This is a genomic window from Bradyrhizobium sp. USDA 10063 (assembly GCF_054063735.1).
In genome coordinates, this window is record NZ_JBSSGP010000002.1 from 2299572 (window position 1) to 2317454 (window position 17883).

Consider the following 17883-nt stretch of genomic DNA (forward strand, 5'->3'; position numbering starts at 1 on the left):
CGCAGGGAAAGCCGGTGTTGCTCCGGTTGACCTGTGGTCCTACCCCCGTGCGTTTTGTTGCACGGGGCCCATGGGTGCAACCGGCACCCGGCTTTCCCTGCGCCCTCTGATTTCGAGGAGGGTGGAAAGTGACGCAAACCTCGGGCAGTTCATGCCGCGGGAACGCTGACTCGTATCCTCACGCTGTTTGAAAATTGAATCAGGCCTCATCTCGCGTCATTGCGAGGGCAGCGAACGCGAATCTGTCCCCTCACCCTGAGGAGACCGCGCAGCGGTCGTCTCGAAGGGCGAGGCCACCGGCGCGGCCTCATCCTTCGCCCGGCGCTGCGTAGCATCGTCCGGAGACGCGCGTTCCGCGCTCCTCAGAATGAGGGTCTCACGTCCGTGTCAGACCTGAAGTTCACGCGCGCAGCGCCTGCAGGCCTTTAAAGGTCAAGCGCTTGGGGTCCTTGATGCCGGCGAGGTAGAGGCGGCGAATGAAGGCAACGGCGGCGTCGCGGTCGCAATCGGTCAGCGCCACGAGGGCATCGACGGCAATTCGCTGGGCGTCCATGGGCTTCCTCTTGCTATCAGCAGCCACAGGCCGTGCAGCGTAGGGCGTTTCGGTTAATCCGGCGTTAACCGTCGCAGCAGAATGGCTGATTCGGCACCGAGCCCGAATACGCAAAACAACCCATGAGGCGCCAAGGCGCATGTTTTGCGAGAACAGTGACGATTGTCACGAATACCGCATCACGCCGTCATCCACCTTGCCGTAGCGCAGGGCGACGATGTCGAGCGCATAGTTCTGGTAGAGCCGCCACGGTCGCTTCGAGCCCTGCTTCGGCAGTTTGGCGATCGAGCGCTGCACGTAGCCGGACGAGAAATCCAGCGCCGGCAGCGCCTCGATCGAGGGATCGAGGTTATGCGGCACGCATTGCCTGAAGCCCTGCCGGTCCATGTAATTGATCAAACGGCAGACATATTCGCAGGTGAGGTCGCATTTCAGCGTCCAGGACGCATTGGTGTAGCCGAGGGCGGCGGCGAGGTTCGGCACATCCGAATACATCATGCCCTTGTAGCTCAGCGTCTTTGCGAAATCGACGATGCGACCGTCGACGCTGACCTCGATCCCGCCGAGCACCTGTAGCACCAGGCCGGTCGCAGTAATGATGATGTCGGCCGGAAGCTCACTGCCGTCCTTCAAGCGAATGCCGTTCCTGGTGAAGGTGTCGATCTGGTTGGTGACGACGGAGGCGCGCTTCTCGCGGATCGACTTGAACAGATCGCCGTCGGGAATGAGGCACAGCCGCTGCTCCCAGGGATTGTAGCGCGGCGTGAAATGCGTGCCGATGTCGTAATTCGGACCGAGCGCCATCTTGATGCCGCCGAGGATGAGCTGCTTGGCGCGCTCCGGCTTGCGGCGGCAGAGCTGGAAGAAATACATGCCGAACAGCACGTTGCGCCAGCGGATCAGATGATAGGCGAGCTTGGCCGAGAGGTTGCGCCTGAGCTTGTTGGCAAGCGCGTCCTCCGCCGGCCGCGCCACCACGTAGGTTGGCGAACGCTGCAGCATCGTGACGTGCGCGGCCGCCTTGGCCAGCTCCGGCACCAGCGTCACCGCTGTTGCCCCCGAGCCGATCACGACGATGCGCTTGCCGGCATAGTCGAGATTTTCGGGCCATTTCTGCGGATGCACGATCTGGCCCTCGAAGTCGGCGGTGCCAGCGAATTCCGGCGTGTAGCCTTCCTCGTATCTGTAATAGCCCGAGCACATGAAGAGGAAATTGCAGGTGAAGCGCACGATCTCGGTCGCGTCCTCGCTTGCCTTGCGCTCCGCCTCGACGGTCCAGCGCGCCTCGTCCGACGACCACGAGACGCGCTTGACGCGATGGTTGAAGCGGATCTTTTGGTCGACCCCGTTCTGCGCCGCGGTCTCGCGCACATAATTCAGGATGCGCGGCCCGTCCGCGATCGCCTTCGGCTCGGTCCAGGGACGGAACGAATAGCCGAGCGTGTACATGTCGCTGTCGGAGCGGATGCCGGGATAGCGGAACAGATCCCAGGTGCCGCCGATGCAATCTCGGCCCTCGAGGATGACGTAGCTCTTGGTCGGGCACTTCTGCTGGAGGTGATAGCCCGCGCCGATGCCGGACAGCCCGGCGCCGACGATCAGAACATCGAAATGCTCCACTGCCTCGGTCATGACGCTCTCCCTGCCGAAGTATTGAGCAGGCGGGAGCCAATTTGCAACTCGCTTTGGTTGGCCGCGGCAAAGAAAAAGGCCCCGGACCGCGCCGAGGCCTTGCAATATTTCGCTGAGGAGAAACCGGGATCAGTAGCGGTAATGATCCGACTTGTACGGCCCTTCCGTCTTGACGCCGATATAGTCGGCCTGGTCTTTGCGCAGCTCGGTCAGCTTGACGCCGATCTTGGCAAGGTGCAGGCGGGCGACCTTCTCGTCCAGCGTCTTCGGCAGCACGTAGACCTTCTTCTCGTACTTGCCGTCCTTGTTGTTGGCGAACAGCTCGATCTGCGCCAGCGTCTGGTTGGTGAACGAGGCCGACATCACGAACGACGGATGGCCCATGGCGTTGCCGAGGTTCACCAGGCGGCCTTCCGACAGCAGGATGATGCGATGCTTGTCGGGGAATTCGATCTCGTCGACCTGCGGCTTGATGTTGGTCCATCTCAGATTGCGCAGATGCGCGATCTGGATCTCGTTGTCGAAGTGGCCGATGTTGCAGACGATGGCGCGGTCTTTCATCGCACGCATGTGCTCGATGGTGATGATGTCCTTGTTGCCGGTCGCGGTGACGAAGATGTCGGCGCGCGGAGCGGCGTCCTCCATGGTGACGACCTCATAGCCCTCCATCGCCGCCTGCAGCGCGCAGATCGGATCGATCTCAGAGACCATGACGCGGCAGCCGGCCTGGCGCAGCGAAGCAGCCGAGCCCTTGCCGACGTCGCCGAAGCCCGCGACCATCGCCACCTTGCCCGACAGCATCACGTCGGTGCCGCGGCGGATGCCGTCGACCAAGGACTCGCGGCAGCCATAGAGGTTGTCGAACTTCGACTTGGTGACGCTGTCATTGACGTTGATGGCAGGGAACAGCAGCGTGCCCTTGTTCGCCATCTCGTAGAGGCGGTGCACGCCCGTCGTCGTCTCCTCGGAGACGCCCTTGATGTTCTTGGCGATCTCGGCGAACCAGCCCTTCGGCTTCTCCTTCAGCAGCCGCTTGATCAGCGCGTAGAAGATCTCTTCTTCCTCCGAGCCCGGCTTGTCGAGGAACGCGGTGTCGCCCTGCTCGGCGCGGTAGCCGGCATGCACCAGCATGGTGGCGTCGCCGCCGTCGTCCAGGATCATGTTGGGCGTGCCGCCGCCGTGCCAGTCGAACAGCTTGGCGGTGTAGTCCCAGTAATCGGTAAGCGTCTCGCCCTTCACCGCGAACACCGGAATGCCGGCCGCGGCGATCGCCGCCGCTGCGTGGTCCTGGGTCGAATAGATGTTGCAGGAGACCCAGCGGATGTCGGCGCCGAGCGCGGCCAGCGTCTCGATCAGGACCGCGGTCTGGATCGTCATGTGCAGAGAGCCGGCAATACGCGCGCCCTTCAGGGGTTGCTTGGGACCGAACTCCTCACGCGTCGCCATCAACCCGGGCATCTCGGTTTCGGCGAGCGAGATTTCCTTGCGGCCGAAGTCGGCGAGCGAGATGTCCTTGACGATGTAGTCGGTGAAGGCAGGCTTCTTGGCGGCGGCGGTCATGCGATTGATCCCTTAAAAAGCGTATTCCGAAAAGCGATCTCAGCTTTCCGGAATACGCGACACGGTTACGGACAACAATTACGGAGAAAGTCAGACCGCGCGCTTGAGCGGCTCGACCAGATCGGTCTTCTCCCAGGAGAAGCCGCCTTCATTGTCGGGCGTGCGGCCGAAATGGCCGTAGGCCGAGGTCCGAGCGTAGATCGGACGGTTGAGGTCGAGATGGCTGCGGATCCCGCGCGGGGTCAGGTCCATCGCCTGCGCCACCGCCTTCTCGAGCTTGTCCTCCGGCACCTTACCGGTGCCATGGGTGTCGATGTAGATCGACAGCGGCCGCGCCACGCCGATCGCGTAAGCGAGCTGCAGCGTGCAGCGGTCGGCGAGACCGGCGGCGACGATGTTCTTGGCCACATAACGCGCGGCATAGGCGGCCGAGCGGTCGACCTTGGTCGGATCCTTGCCGGAGAAGGCGCCGCCGCCATGCGGCGCCGCGCCGCCATAGGTGTCGACGATGATCTTGCGGCCGGTGAGACCGGAGTCGCCGTCGGGGCCGCCGATGAAGAACTTGCCGGTCGGGTTGATGTGCCAGATGGTCTTGCCGTTGATCCACTCCTTCGGCAGCGCCTCGCGCACATAGGGCTCGACGATGTCGCGAACCTGATTGGAGGAGAGGTCCTCGACCAGATGCTGGTGCGAGACCACGATCTCGCGAACGCCGACCGGCTTGCCGTTCTCGTATTGCACGGTGACCTGACTCTTGGAATCCGGCCCCAGCACCTTCTCGCGGCCGGAGTGGCGCGCTTCGGAGATCAGCCGCAGGATCTTGTGGGCGTAGAAGATCGGCGCCGGCATCAGGTCCGGCGTCTCGTTGGTGGCGTAGCCGAACATAATGCCCTGGTCGCCCGCGCCCTCTTCCTTCTTCTCGCCCGGCTGCAGCGCATCGACGCCCTGCGCGATGTCGGCCGACTGCGGATGCAGGAGGATCTCGATGTCGCAGGTCTTCCAGTGGAAGCCTTCCTGCTCGTAGCCGATGTCCTTGATCGCCTCGCGGACGGTGCTTTCGATCTGGTCGTTAGTCACCGACTTGGGCCCGCGGGTTTCGCCGGCGATCACCACCTTGTTGGTGGTGGCGAGCGTTTCGCATGCGGCGCGGATCTGCCACGGGTCGATCCCGGCTTTCGGGCCTTCCCGGTAGAACAGGTCAACGATCTCATCGGAAATGCGGTCGCAGACCTTGTCGGGATGTCCCTCCGAGACCGACTCGCTGGTGAACAGGTAAGACGCGCGCATCAAGCATACCCCTTTTTTCGTCGTGCTCCGACGTTCGTTCCTGAATGTGTCCCTGGAATGTCAGTCTCTACGACGCGAGATGACGTAGGATTCGTCGTAAAACCACAGCCCATTGTGCTTGCGCAGAACTTCGCGGGTGGCCTCCAGAGTTCGGCCGCTTTCCGTCATCTCGGTCAACCGGTCATCCTCGATCTGGGCGACATACACCGCCGCGTTCCACGCTGCAAAAGCCGTCGAGGTTCCGATCGACCCGGTGACCTCGTTAGGCAAAGCTTCCATATCATATCGGAAGATCGAACGGTTATCGGCGTAAGCGTTAAAATTAAGATCGCGTCCGACCGATCCGAGTTCGTACTTGACGGCGCGCAATATCTCATGGCGGCTGACGGCGAAAGGATTTTCTCCGGGCCACACTGCCTGAATAATTTCCAGGCCCGGATCGTGGCCGTGAGAGTGAATACCGATCAGGCGTCCGCCGGCGCGCAAGGCACGCGCCAGGGGCGCAATGATGCGCTTGGCGCGGAAATTCACAGACGATTTTGCCCGGTATGGCTGGGATGCGATGACGAGGTCGAAATTGGCCTCGGACTTGCCGGCCCGCGGGATGATCGAATCGAGCAGGAACCTTTGATCCTCCCGGTAGAGCACCAAAACCACCGGGCGCTCATAGATGGGCATCCCGGATCGTGGGCTGACGCTAGCCCGCCAATTCTGCTCAAGAAATGGGCCGAGTTCCGCGATCTGGGCCTCGAAATCGCCCGACGATGCTCCCCGCAGCGCCACCTCGTGCCAGAGCGTGCCGGCGGCCGCCGTGGGCGATTTCGGGGTCAGCCAGGGCGCCTCGGCGTAGTACATATTGGTCAGCACGAAGACGGTAGCCGGATGCTCGAACAACCGATCCGCTACCTTCTCCAGGGTCAGCCGGACGTCCTCCAGGCTCAGTTCCTTGCCGGCGACATAGAACGGCATATGCGGGAAGCGGCTATGCATGGCGCGCAGAACTCGCGCCAGCACCGTACCGTCGCCGATGCCAGCGTCGAACACCCGCAGCGCCGGCGGCCGGGGATGGATGGCGGAAAGCTCCAGCGCGACGCGCTGCGCGATCACCCGCTTCTCACCGCAGGTATGGACGAACAGCAGGTATCTCTGCCGGTTCTCGAAGAATCGGAAGTTCTGCCGCGGATCGCGCTTTTCGGGCGGCACGACCAGGCCGCGGGGCGGCGCCACCCCGCCGGGCGTGGACGTGGCGATAAAGGCCTGGATGCGATCCAGCGTATCGATGGTGATCCGCTTACCTTCCCTCAGCCGGTGCACCAGCTTGCCGTCGTTGACCGCACGACGACCGAACGTCGACTCCGCCATATCCGCCCGGCGGCAGAAGTCTGTGATCTGGCTCAGGATTTCGTCGTTCTTCATTGGGCCAGGACAGTGGGAGAGCGGTGGGCAGCGGTGGGTGACGTAGCCGTCTTATCACCTTCTGCCCACTTCCTGAAGCCCTCTCGCCTAGAGTGCAGGTTACCTGCCCCACACCTCTTCGGCGACTTCCACCGCGAGCCTAAGCTTCGCCCACTGCTCTTCCTCGGAGAGGATGTTGCCTTCCTCGGTCGAGGCGAAGCCGCATTGCGGCGAGAGCGCGAGTTGCTCGAGCGGCGCGAATTTCGAAGCTTCCTCCAGCCGCCGCTTGATGGCGTCCTTCTTCTCCAGCTCGCCGAACTTTGAAGTGATGACACCGACCACCACGACCTTGTTGCCTTTCGGCAAGTACCGCAGCGGCTCGAAACCGCCGGCACGGTCGGAATCATATTCGAGGAAATAGCCGTCGTAATTGGTGCCAGAGAGCAGCGTTTGCGCCACCGGCTCGTAGCCGCCGGACGAAATCCAGGTGGAGCGGAAATTGCCGCGGCAGACATGGGTCGAGATCACCATGTCGGACGGACGGTCCGCGATCGCGTAATTAATGACGCGTGCGTAGATCTCCTGCAGGCCATCGGGATTGTCGCCGCGCTCGCGCGCCTTCTGTAACTCCTCTTGCGAGCAGAGATAGGCCCACACCGTGTCGTCGAACTGCAGATAGCGGCAGCCGGCGTCGTAGAATGCTTTCACGGCCTTGCGGTAGGTCTTGCCGAGATCCTCGAAGAACGGCTCGAGCTCGGGATAGACCTCTTTCGAGATCAGTTTGCGGCCTCCGCGGAAGTGCAGGACGGACGGCGCGGGGATCGTCATCTTCGCCGTGACATGGGCCTGGTCGGCAAATTTCTTCAGAAACCTGAAGTGATCGAGCATCGGATGGTCGTCGGGGAAATCCAGTTTGCCGATCACGCGGATCGCATCATGACGTGTCTGCACGCCCGCAAACTGGATGCCGACGTCCGGGTGGAACAGTTCGCAGCCGGTCAGCTTGGCGAGAAAATCGAAGTGCCACCAGGAGCGGCGGAATTCACCGTCGGTCGCGAGCTTCAGGCCAGTGGAGGCCTGACGGTGCACGACCTTCTCGATCTCGATGTCCTCAATCTTGCGCAGTGCCTCGGGCGTGATCTCGCCCTTTTCAAGCCTGGCGCGCGCCTCCTTGATCTTTGGTGGCCGCAGCAGGCTGCCGACTTCGTCGGCGCGGAAAGGAGGTTTCGTTCGTTGCATGGTTTCGACTCCCTAGGGACGGAACTAATGCGCTTTGGCGCCGGAGACCCCGAGATGCCGCTCGAGCACCGTGGGATCGGCCTTCAAGGCATCGCTTGCCGCATCGTGAACGATTGTGCCGCGTTCCAATATCACAACGCGGTCGGCGAGCCCCAGAATCTTTTGTGCATTCTGTTCCACGATGATGGAGCAGATGCCGCTCGTGCGGGTGATCGTGCCGAGCGCCCGCAGCAATTCCTCAACGATGATCGGCGCCAATCCTTCCATCGGCTCGTCGAGCAGCAGCACCTTCGGGTTCAGTGTCAGCGCGCGGCCGATCGCAAGCATCTGCTGTTCGCCACCGGAGAGCTGGTTGCCGAAATTGTTGCGGCGCTCCTCGAGCCTTGGAAACATCCGGTAGATCTGCTGGACCGACCACGGCCCCGGCTGGGCCACCGCAGTCATGTTCTCCTCGACCGTGAGGGAGCGAAAGATATTGCGTTCCTGCGGCACCCAGCCGACCCCTGCGCGGGCCCGCTGGTCCGGGCGCAATGCCGTGATGTCCTGCCCGCTCAATGACAATGTTCCGCCGAAGCGGCGGGTGACGCCGACAATGGAATTGATCAGCGTGGTCTTGCCGGTGCCGTTGCGCCCGAGCAGCGCCAGCACCTGGCTTTCGGGGAGCGACAGCGTCATGCCCGGCAGCACCACCGCCTCACCATAGCCGGCACGCAGGCCGTCGATCGCGAGCAGCTCACGCATCGGCCGCCTCGCCGAGATAGACCGCCTTTACCTGCGGGTCGCGCGCCACCACATCGGGCGGACCTTCGGTCAGCAGCGCACCGTTGACCAGCACCGAGATGCAATCGGCGAAGGAGAATACCAGATCCATGTCGTGCTCGATCAGGAGCACCGTGACCTCGCGCGGCAGCGCCGCGACCGCGGCCAGGATGTCATGACGCTCGCTTTCAGGCACGCCGGCCGCCGGCTCGTCGAGCAGCAGCACCCGGGGTCTGGCGGCGATCGCGACCGCGATCTCGAGCAGGCGCTGCTTGCCATAGGGCAAAGTGACGGTGAGCTCGTTCATCACGTCGAGCAGGTGAAACCGCGCCAGGATCTCCGCGATCTCGGCATTGACGTCCGCCCGCGTCCCCATCCGCCTCCACCAGTCGCCGCCGCGGCCCATCCGTTCGGAGACCGCGAGCCCGATGGTCTCGAGCGGGGTGAGATCGGGATAGAGCTGGTTGATCTGGAACGTGCGCGACAGGCCTCGCAGCACGCGCTTGTGCACCGGCAGGTTGGTGATGTCGCGGCCTTCGAGCAGGATGCGGCCGGCGTTAGGTCTCAGCACCCCGGTGAGCAGGTTGATCACCGTGGTCTTGCCGGCCCCGTTCGGCCCGATCAAAGCGTGGCGGGCGCCCTGCTCTATCCTGAGCGAAAGGTCGCGCGTGACGCGCAGGCCGCCGAAGGATTTTTCCAATCCAATGGTCTCCAGCGCGATCGTCATGACGGGTCGCTCTCAGGCACCACGACGACAGCCCTGCGGCCGGCAAATTGCCGGATGATGAGGTTGGGCAGCCAAAGCGCCCAGCGATGGATGCGGGCGCGGCCGACCAGGACAATCACGACCAGCACCAGCCCGATCCAGAACAGCCAATATTGCGGCGTGATGGTCGAAAACAGCTCCTGCAGCATCTTGAACACGACGGCGCCGATCAGGCCGCCATAGAGATAGCCGGTGCCGCCGATGACCAGCATCAGCATCAGATCAGCGGAACGCTCGAACGAGAACACGTCGAGCGAGGCGAGCGCCGTGGTCTGCGTGAACAGCGCGCCGGCGATTCCGGCATAGAATGCAGAGACGGTATAGATCGCGATCAATCGGCGATTGACGGGAATACCGATCGCGGCGGCGCGGAGGGGATTGTTCCTGATCGCGCGCAGCGACAGGCCGAACGGCGAATGCACGATCCGCCGCGCCAGCAGGAACAGGAGGAACAGCACGATCACCGAATAGAAGAATCCGGTCTTGCCGAAGATGTCGAAGGCGAAGCGGCCAAGGATCGGCTGCATCTCGATGCCCTGCAACCCGTCGGTGCCGCCGGTGACGTTGGAAAAACGCTCAGCGAGCGCTTCCAGCAGCAGCGCGATGCCGAGCGTCACCATCAGCCGGGTCAGATCGACGCCGCGGATGACAAGGAAGCTGGTGAAGAAGCCGAGCACCATGGCAGCAAGGCCTGCGACCACGAGCGCAACCACCGGCTCGTTGATGACGCCATGCAGTGCCAGAAGCCCGGCGGAATAGGCGCCGACGCCGAAGAACGCGGCATGCCCGAGCGAGACGATACCGGCATAGCCGAGGATCAAGTCGAGCGACAGCGCGAACAAAGCGAGCCGCACGATGTCGGTCATGATCAGGTAGCGGGATGGAAACAGGAAGCCACAGGCGACGACCACGATCCAGAAGGCAATCTCGCCCGGTCGCCAGCGGGCGCCGGCAATCGCATTCGTGGAGACGTCGGGAAGCGTGGTCATCGCTCCCCTCAACGCGCGGCCGTGCGGCCGAACAAGCCGTTCGGACGCCAGATCAGGATCACGATCATGATGGTGTAGATCACGAACGGCCCCATCTTCGGGACATAATACTTGCCGGCGACATCCCCGATGCCGAGCAGGAGCGAAGCCAGGAACGGCCCGGTGATCGAGGAGGAGCCGCCCACCGTCACTACGATCAGGAAGTAGATCATGAATTTGAGCGGGAAATAGGGATCGAGGCCGAGGATCTCCGCGCTCAAGGCGCCACCGAGGCCGGCGAGCCCGCAACCGAAGGCGAAGGTGAACGCAAAGACCTGCGGCACATTGATGCCGAGCCCGATCGCCGCGCGAGGATCATCGACCGCCGCGCGCAGGCGGCTGCCGAAGCGCGTGCGCGCCAGGATCAATTGCAGCGCCACCGTGAGCAAACCGCAGATCACGATGATCATCAGCCGGTAGCGGCCGATGCCGACCCCGAAGACGTCGAACTGCCCCTCGAGCGCCGCCGGCAATTTGATGAAGACCCGCGACGAGCCCATGATGTAGTCGACCGCAGCGACCGACATGAAGACGAGGCCAATTGAGAACAGCACCTGGTCGAGATGGCTGCGCGCATAGAGATGACGGTACAGCGTTCGCTCCAGGACCACGCCAATCGCGGCACTGACGACGAAGGCGAGCGGTAGCGCTGCAAAGAACGGCCAGCCGGAACTGTTTACCAGCACCGCGCAGATGTAACCGCCGGCCATCGCGAAGGCGCCGTGCGCGAGGTTGACGAAGTTCATCAGCCCGAGCGTGACCGCGAGCCCGCAAGCGAGCACGAACAGCAGCATGCCGTAGGCGACGCCGTCGAACAGGATGGTGAACAGCGTGGTCATGGACTTAAGCCAGGATCAGCCAGCGCCAACGATGACGCCCGCGTCACTTCTTGGTCTTGCCGGGGTCCTTGACGGCCTCGAAGGTGGCGAATTCCACGTTGTAGAGTTCGCCGTCGACCTTCTCGACCTTGCGGATATAGATGTTCTGGACGATGTCGCGCGTCTCAGGGTCGATCGAGATCGGCCCCCGCGGGCTCTCCCACTTCATTCCCTTCATCGCCGCAATCAGCTTGTCGCCGGTAGCGTCGCCGCCGGTCTTCTTGAGGGCTTCATAAATCAGATGGATTCCATCATAGCCACCCACCGCCATGAAGCCGGGTCGGTTGTTGAACGCCTTCTTGTAGGCGGCGACGAATTCCTTGTTGAGCTGCGAGGGGTGCGCGGCGGAATAGAGATGCGCGGTGACCGCGCCGAGCGCGGCATCGCCCATGTTGTTGAGGAGATCGTCATCCATGACGTCGCCGGGGCCGATCACCTTGATGCCGCTCTTGTCCAGCCCGCGCTCGGCATATTGCTTCATGAAATTCCCGCCCTGCCCGGCCGGCACGAACACGAACATGGCGTCCGGCTTCGAATCCTTCATCCGTTGCAGGAATGGCGCGAAGTCGGGATTGGCGAGCGGTACCTTCACCTCTTCGACGATCTCGCCGCCGCCGGCGACGAAATGCTCTTTGAACGAAGCGAGTGCGTCGTTGCCGGGCGCGTAATCCGAGGTCAGGGTTGCCACCTTCTTGATACCGTTCTTGACCGCCCAGTCGCCGATGATGGTGGAGGATTGCGGTAGCGTGAAGCTGGTGCGGACGATGTAGGGCGAGCGCTCGGTAATGATCGAGGTGCCGGCCGCCATGACGATTTCCGGAACTTTCGCCTGCGTCGCCAGGGGCGCCGCGGCGAGCGCGGCCGGGGTGACGCCGAAACCGGCAATGATGTTAACCTTCTCGTTGACGATCAGCTCCTGGGCGAGCCGCTTGGTATTGTCGGGAACCGCGGCGTCGTCCCTCAGGATGACCTCGATCTTCTTGCCGGCGACGGTGTCGCCCTTCTGCTGCATGTAGAGCTTGATCGCATTGTCGATCTGCTTGCCGGTCGAGGCCTGCCCCCCGGTCATCGGCACAATCAGGCCGATCTTGACCGTTTCCTCCGCCTGGGCGGGTACAGCGGCGGCCGCGGCGACAATGGCGCCCGCAACCAGCAACAATTGACGGCGAATGAACATGAACGCTTCTCCCCCTCATCGTTCTTGCGGATCGAACCGAGTCCCCGGCCCTTGCCTCACCATAGCCCAGATTGTTCGGCGGTGTAGCGCGGCGAATGGCGTCGTCCGGCACCGGTTTGTCAAGCCGACGTAAGGATGGTGTCGGTGGGCTGACCGCCAGGAGCCGCCAGCGGCGTCCTCTGTATATCCGACGGATTGAGGTTTTATAATACCTCTAACAGGACGTGATAAGGCTATCTTACCATTTCGAAACTAGGGTCCGCCGACTTGTGCCAAGGGTTGGCGCAGTTCGGTCCAAACCTTCAAACCCACGACACCCCCGCATCGCGATGCCGACCAGCTCCCGCTATCTCGCAACCCTCTTCGCCCTCGCTCTGACAGGCTGTGCCTTGAGCGGATGCGGTACCATCAACGAGAAGCTGTCGGCTGGCACGGCGGACCTGATTCCGGCCTGGGCTGGCGGGCTGCCCGCGGACGCCCCACCCCGGCCGGGTACGGCCCAATATGACGAATTCATGCGCGAACGGGAGCGCAAACGGCTGATGCCCGCTTCGGAGCGCGGCGACGACAACAAGTCCGCGCCGAAGTCCCAGGATGCCGCTCATTGAGGAAGGGCAAGCGCCCCACTCCGCTCAGTCGACGAACACCACCGTCTTGCGGCCGTTGGGGATCACGCGGTCCTCGAGATGGTAGCGTATGGCGCGGGCCAAGACGCGCCGCTCGATATCCCGGCCCTTGCGGACGAGATCGTCGGGCGTATCGCGGTGGCTGATGCGCTCGACGTCCTGGTCGATGATCGGCCCCTCGTCGAGATCGCCGGTGACGTAATGCGCGGTGGCGCCGATCAATTTGACGCCGCGCTCATGCGCCTGATGGTAGGGGCGCGCGCCCTTGAAGCCCGGCAGGAAGGAATGGTGGATGTTGATGCAGCGGCCCGCGAGCTTTGCCGACAGCTCGTCGGACAGGATCTGCATGTAGCGCGCGAGCACAACCAGGTCGGTATTCGTATCCTCGGCGAGTTTCCAGACCGCGGCTTCCTGCTCGCGTTTGGTCTCCCTGGTCACAGGCAGATAATGGAACGGGATCTCGCCGAAATCGAGATGGCCGTAGGTTTCGCGCGGGTGGTTGGAGACGATGGCGGTCGGGATCATCTGCAATTCGCCGGTGCGCCAGCGATAGAGGATATCGACCAGGCAGTGATCGGATTTTGACACCAGCAGCATCACACGGCGGCGGCTTGCACGGTCGCGCATCTGCCAGTGCATGCCGAAACGCTCGGCGATTGCGGCAAAACCGGTCTGCAGCGCCGACAATTCGACCGCGAGATCGGCGGCCGTGAACACCACCCGCATGAAGAATTTCTTGGTCTCGATATCGTCGAACTGCTGGGCGTCCAGGATGTTCTGACCGTTATGGGCGAGAAAGGTCGAGACCGCCGAGACGATACCGGGGCGGTCGGGGCAGGACAGGGTCAGGACAAATTGAGGGTCGGACATGGCGATGGATCGAGACTTGGCTGATGAGGGCTTGGTTGATGAAGGCTTGGGCAGCCGCATGGAACGCGGATCTGCGGCCCTGCTCTACCATCGACATGGCCCTTGCGCCATTCCCGCGGCAGGGGCCAAATTGAACTATATAAGAGGCACACCATGGCTGACCGGTTGAACGGCTACCGAATCCTGATCCTGGAGACGCGCGAGGAAGCGCAATTCTCCCGCCTGCTCGCCGAACAGGGCGCCGACGTGCTGCAGTGTCCGATGTTCGCGATCCACGATGCGCCGGATCCGGCGCCGATCGAGGCCTGGATCAAGCGCTGCATCGAAAGGCCCTTGGACGATCTGGTGCTGATGACTGGCGAAGGCCTGCGGCGGCTGATGAAAGTCGTGCGCCGCATCGGCGTCGAGCAGGAATTCGTCGCGGCGCTGACCAAGGCCCGCAAATTCGCCCGTGGCCCAAAACCCGGCCGTGCCTTGCGCGAAATCGGGCTCGAGCCGCAGGTGACGACGGAGAAACCGACCTCGGAAGGCGTCATCGAGATGCTGTCCCGCATCGAGCTGAAAGGCCATCGGCTCGGTCTGCAGCTCTATCCGGACAAGGATCACGGCGCGCTGATCGGCGCGATCGAGGCGCAGGGCGCGGAGGTCGATAGCGTGCTGCCCTATGTCTACGATCCCAAGGCTGCCGACGCCAACATCGTCGCGGCCATCGATGAGATGGCCGACGGCCGGATCGATGCGATCGCGCTGACCAACCTTGGCCAGGTGCGCCGGCTGTTCGAAGCCGCGCGGGCGCGTGGCTATGAGGACAGGCTGCGCCAGGGCCTCGACCGGACCTCGATCGCCTCGGTGGGGCCGGCGGTCTCCGGCGAGCTCGCCTCGCACGGCCTGCGCACCGACATCGCGCCGGCGAACGACGCTTACTTCATGAAGCCGCTGATCTCGGCGATGGCGGTGGCGCTGGCGAAGCGGCCACCGCGGATGGCGGCGCGGTGACGCTGTGCGGTCAGGAAATCACTCCGCCGCCTGCTGGGTCTCGCTCAGATATGCCTGATAGGCGAGCCTGATCCCATCCTCCAGCGACGTCTTCGCTCGCCAGCCAAGCGCAGCCAGCCGGCTGACGTCGAGCAGTTTGCGCGGCGTACCGTCCGGCCGCGAGGGATCATAGCTGATCTCGCCGTCATAGCCGATCGTGGCCGCGACCACGCGGGCGAATTCCGCGATCGTGATGTCCTTGCCGGTGCCGATATTGACCAGACCGCTGTCGGAATAGACCTTCATCAGGTGGATGCAGGCGTCGGCGAGATCGTCGACATGGAGGAATTCGCGCCGCGGCGTGCCGGTGCCCCAGACCACGACATTCTGCGCGCCCGAAACTTTCGCCTCATGGAAACGGCGGATCAAGGCCGCGACGACGTGGCTGTATTCGGGATCATAATTATCACCGCGACCATAGAGATTGGTCGGCATCACGCTGATGAAATCCGCGCCGTACTGGCTGCGATAGGTTTCCGCCATCTTGATGCCTGCGATCTTGGCAATCGCGTAAGGCTCATTGGTCGCCTCCAGCGGCCCGGTCAGCACCGCATCCTCGCGCAGCGGCTGTGGCGCCAGACGGGGATAGATGCAGGAGGAGCCGAAAAACATCAGCTTCTCGGTTCCGTTGACGTGAGCAGCGTGGATCACGTTGGTCGCGATCGCCAGATTGTCGTAGAGGAACTCGGCGCGCAGCAGATCGTTGGCGGGGCGATGCCACCGACTTTTGCGGCGGCCAGGAACACCACTTGCGGCCGCTTCGCGGAAAACCATCTGTTGACCGCCGCCTGATCGCGGAGATCGACTTCGGTGCGGGGCGCCGTCAGCGGCTCGACACCTTCCTGCGCGAGTCGTCGTAACAAGGCGGAGCCGACCATGCCGCGGTGGCCGGCGATAAAGACCGTTTTGCCTTTCAGCTCAAACGGCGTTCTTGCCATGGGCGGCCTCCTGCCTCGCCTCGGCGAGGTCGCTCGCAACCATTTCCTTCACGAGTTGGGCAAAGCTGGTCTTCGGCTTCCAGCCGAGCGTCTCGCGCGCCTTGCTGGCGTCGCCGATCAGAAGATCGACCTCGGTCGGGCGGAAATAAGTCGGATCGATGCGGACCACAGTCTTGCCGGATTTTATGTCGACACCGGTCTCGTCGATGCCCTTCCCGCGCCAGGCGATTCCGCGGCCGACTTCGGCAAACGCAAGTTCCACGAATTCGCGCACCGAGCGTGTTTCGCCGGTCGCCAGCACGAAATCACCGGGAGCATCCGCCTGCAGGATCTTGTGCATACCCTCGACATAATCCCGCGCATGGCCCCAGTCGCGCTTGGCCTCGAGATTGCCGAGATAGAGCGTCTCCTCGAGTCCGACCTCGATGCGGGCGACGCCGCGGGTGATCTTGCGGGTGACGAAGGTCTCGCCGCGGATCGGGCTCTCATGGTTGAACAGGATGCCGTTGGAAGCATACATGCCGTAGGCCTCGCGGTAGTTCACCGTGATCCAGTAGCCGTAAAGCTTGGCGACGCCATAGGGCGAACGCGGGTAGAACGGCGTGGTTTCCCGCTGCGGCACCTCCTGGACCAGGCCGTAAAGCTCCGAGGTCGAGGCCTGATAGAACCGCGTCTCCTGTTCCATGCCGAGGATGCGGATGGCCTCCAACAGGCGCAGCACGCCGACCGCATCGGCATTGGCCGTATATTCCGGGCTCTCGAAACTCACCCCGACATGGCTTTGCGCGGCGAGGTTATAGATCTCGGTCGGCCTGATCTGCTGCATCAGCCGGATCAGGTTGGTGGAGTCGGTCATGTCGCCATAATGCAGCAGGAACGGCACGTTGCCGACATGGCGATCCTGATAGAGATGATCGACGCGCGCCGTATTGAACGACGACGAGCGACGCTTGATGCCGTGCACGGTGTAGCCACGGCCCAGCAGATATTCGGCGAGGTAGGCGCCGTCCTGACCGGTGACGCCCGTGATCAGCGCCACACGTCGCTTGGAGTCCTGAACTGCCATATCCTCTCCGAGGGCGCGGAACTGCGCCGAGTTGCGAATGGCTCGGTCTGTAGCATCCGTCCTCCGCGAAGTCTAATGCCATAACCGTTTGGAATCAGGCCGTTAGGCTCAAGCTTTCGGGCAAAAACGGCGCCGAACCGGTCGCCAGGACTATTCGCCGTAGTGGCGGAGACGTTCGAGGTCGACGATGGTCACGCCGCCATATTCCAGCCGCAACAGCCCCTCCTTCTCCAGCCGCTTCAGGCACTGGTTCGCATTCTGACGCGAGATCCCAGAAAGCGCCCCGATTTCCTCCTGCGTGATCTCGAGATGGCGCGAGAGCTCGGGATAGAGAATTGGATTGAACAGGGAAGCGATGGAACGCGCCAGCCGCGCGGTCGCGTCCAGGGTGCGGCCGTATTCCAGGAGCGCAATGAACTGGCCAAGCCGCTCGTTGAGCTGCGCCACCAGGAAGCGGTTGAACGCCACGCTGTTCTCGAACAGCCAGACGAAGGTCTTGCGGTCCATCATCGCCAGCCGCGTGTCACGCAGCGCTACCACGTCGTAACGCCGCGCCTCGTTCTTCAGCACCGACCCTTCGCCAAACCAGGCGCCGGCAGTCAATCCGGCGAAGCTTGCGGCCTTGCCGCCGCGGGAGACGATGCCCATCCGCGCCAGCCCGGTGACCACGCCGGTCCAATAGTCGAAACGGTCGCCGCGCATGAAGATGAATTCATTGGCGCTGTAGGATTTCTCTATGATGCCGCTGCGCGCGACGTCAATCTCGCGGTCATCCAGCTCACGCGACCAGGCCGCGATGCGCTTCAGGTAATCGGCAGCAATCATGATCCCGTTAAACTGTGGTCCATCCCGCTATGCTGCGCCGCAACAACGCGCCGGCCAAACGAAATTTGTCGGTCAATTGTCGGGCGCAAGACATTTCACCGTATCGCTTTGCCCTATGGAGAGCCACCGGCGCAATGTCATCTGCACGACACGCGTGGAAGCGCGAACGGGGCAAGGTGCCGGGTGCGGCGTTACCGCGCATGAACGGGTGGCGTCCGCACTGGAACGAGGCACCATTAGTTAGTCGGA

At 63.0% G+C, this 17883-nt stretch carries 16 protein-coding genes and 1 pseudogene; 2 read left to right on the forward strand and 15 right to left on the reverse strand.

The window, feature by feature from the left end:
- Nucleotides 1-400: 400 nt before the first annotated feature.
- The 11 genes from ACVJGD_RS13310 to ACVJGD_RS13360 form a co-directional block, all read right to left on the reverse strand.
- Nucleotides 401-553: a hypothetical protein gene (locus tag ACVJGD_RS13310; protein ID WP_456634759.1), complete on the reverse strand. Its 153-nt coding sequence runs from the start codon at nucleotides 551-553 to the stop codon at nucleotides 401-403.
- A gap of 165 nt (nucleotides 554-718) precedes the next feature.
- A complete protein-coding gene (locus ACVJGD_RS13315; protein ID WP_456634760.1) occupies nucleotides 719-2185 on the reverse strand; it encodes a flavin-containing monooxygenase in 1467 nt (488 codons plus the stop codon).
- Nucleotides 2186-2314: 129 nt separating this feature from the next.
- Complete coding sequence (ahcY, locus tag ACVJGD_RS13320) at nucleotides 2315-3745, reverse strand: adenosylhomocysteinase (protein WP_456634761.1); 1431 nt, start codon at nucleotides 3743-3745, stop codon at nucleotides 2315-2317.
- Between the two features lie 90 nt (nucleotides 3746-3835).
- Nucleotides 3836-5032: a methionine adenosyltransferase gene (gene metK, locus ACVJGD_RS13325; protein WP_456634762.1), complete on the reverse strand. Its 1197-nt coding sequence runs from the start codon at nucleotides 5030-5032 to the stop codon at nucleotides 3836-3838.
- Nucleotides 5033-5092: 60 nt separating this feature from the next.
- On the reverse strand, nucleotides 5093-6448 hold the full coding sequence (locus tag ACVJGD_RS13330; RefSeq protein WP_456634763.1) for a hypothetical protein: 1356 nt from the start codon (nucleotides 6446-6448) through the stop codon (nucleotides 5093-5095).
- Nucleotides 6449-6547: 99 nt separating this feature from the next.
- Nucleotides 6548-7666 carry a cobalamin-independent methionine synthase II family protein gene (locus tag ACVJGD_RS13335; RefSeq protein WP_456634764.1) on the reverse strand — a complete coding sequence of 373 codons (1119 nt, stop codon included), beginning with the start codon at nucleotides 7664-7666 and terminating at the stop codon, nucleotides 6548-6550.
- A gap of 24 nt (nucleotides 7667-7690) precedes the next feature.
- Nucleotides 7691-8407, reverse strand: a complete 717-nt coding sequence (locus ACVJGD_RS13340) for an ABC transporter ATP-binding protein (protein ID WP_456634765.1) — start codon at nucleotides 8405-8407, stop codon at nucleotides 7691-7693.
- A complete protein-coding gene (locus ACVJGD_RS13345; protein ID WP_456634766.1) occupies nucleotides 8400-9152 on the reverse strand; it encodes an ABC transporter ATP-binding protein in 753 nt (250 codons plus the stop codon). Before ACVJGD_RS13345 ends, ACVJGD_RS13340 begins: the two co-directional genes overlap by 8 nt.
- Nucleotides 9149-10180 carry a branched-chain amino acid ABC transporter permease gene (locus tag ACVJGD_RS13350; RefSeq protein WP_456634767.1) on the reverse strand — a complete coding sequence of 344 codons (1032 nt, stop codon included), beginning with the start codon at nucleotides 10178-10180 and terminating at the stop codon, nucleotides 9149-9151. The genes ACVJGD_RS13345 and ACVJGD_RS13350 overlap by 4 nt, the downstream gene beginning before the upstream one ends.
- Before the next feature lie 8 nt (nucleotides 10181-10188).
- Complete coding sequence (locus ACVJGD_RS13355; protein ID WP_456634768.1) at nucleotides 10189-11058, reverse strand: branched-chain amino acid ABC transporter permease; 870 nt, start codon at nucleotides 11056-11058, stop codon at nucleotides 10189-10191.
- Between the two features lie 43 nt (nucleotides 11059-11101).
- The gene (locus ACVJGD_RS13360; protein WP_456634769.1) at nucleotides 11102-12274 is read right to left on the reverse strand and encodes an ABC transporter substrate-binding protein; all 1173 of its coding nucleotides are present in this window, start codon (nucleotides 12272-12274) and stop codon (nucleotides 11102-11104) included.
- 329 nt (nucleotides 12275-12603) lie between these two features.
- On the opposite strand from ACVJGD_RS13360, the gene ACVJGD_RS13365 reads away from it, so the two are divergent.
- Nucleotides 12604-12882, forward strand: coding sequence for a hypothetical protein (locus ACVJGD_RS13365; protein ID WP_456634770.1), 279 nt, complete (start codon nucleotides 12604-12606; stop codon nucleotides 12880-12882).
- A 24-nt stretch (nucleotides 12883-12906) separates the two neighbouring features.
- On the opposite strand, the gene purU is transcribed toward ACVJGD_RS13365, so the two are convergent.
- Nucleotides 12907-13770, reverse strand: a complete 864-nt coding sequence (purU, locus tag ACVJGD_RS13370) for a formyltetrahydrofolate deformylase (RefSeq protein WP_456634771.1) — start codon at nucleotides 13768-13770, stop codon at nucleotides 12907-12909.
- 153 nt (nucleotides 13771-13923) lie between these two features.
- Between purU and ACVJGD_RS13375 the strand changes: the two genes are divergently transcribed.
- Entirely contained in the window at nucleotides 13924-14766 is an 843-nt protein-coding gene (locus ACVJGD_RS13375; RefSeq protein WP_456634772.1) for a uroporphyrinogen-III synthase, read from the forward strand.
- Nucleotides 14767-14784: 18 nt separating this feature from the next.
- Here ACVJGD_RS13375 and ACVJGD_RS13380 read toward each other — a convergent pair.
- The 3 genes and pseudogenes from ACVJGD_RS13380 to ACVJGD_RS13390 all read right to left on the reverse strand — a co-directional run bounded on the left by ACVJGD_RS13380 (nucleotide 14785) and on the right by ACVJGD_RS13390 (nucleotide 17634).
- Nucleotides 14785-15743, reverse strand: a pseudogene (locus ACVJGD_RS13380) (GDP-L-fucose synthase family protein).
- Nucleotides 15724-16809, reverse strand: a complete 1086-nt coding sequence (gene gmd / locus ACVJGD_RS13385) for a GDP-mannose 4,6-dehydratase (protein ID WP_456634773.1) — start codon at nucleotides 16807-16809, stop codon at nucleotides 15724-15726. The pseudogene ACVJGD_RS13380 and the gene gmd overlap by 20 nt, the downstream one beginning before the upstream one ends.
- Nucleotides 16810-16959: 150 nt before the next feature.
- Complete coding sequence (locus ACVJGD_RS13390; RefSeq protein WP_456634774.1) at nucleotides 16960-17634, reverse strand: Crp/Fnr family transcriptional regulator; 675 nt, start codon at nucleotides 17632-17634, stop codon at nucleotides 16960-16962.
- Nucleotides 17635-17883 lie beyond the last annotated feature (249 nt).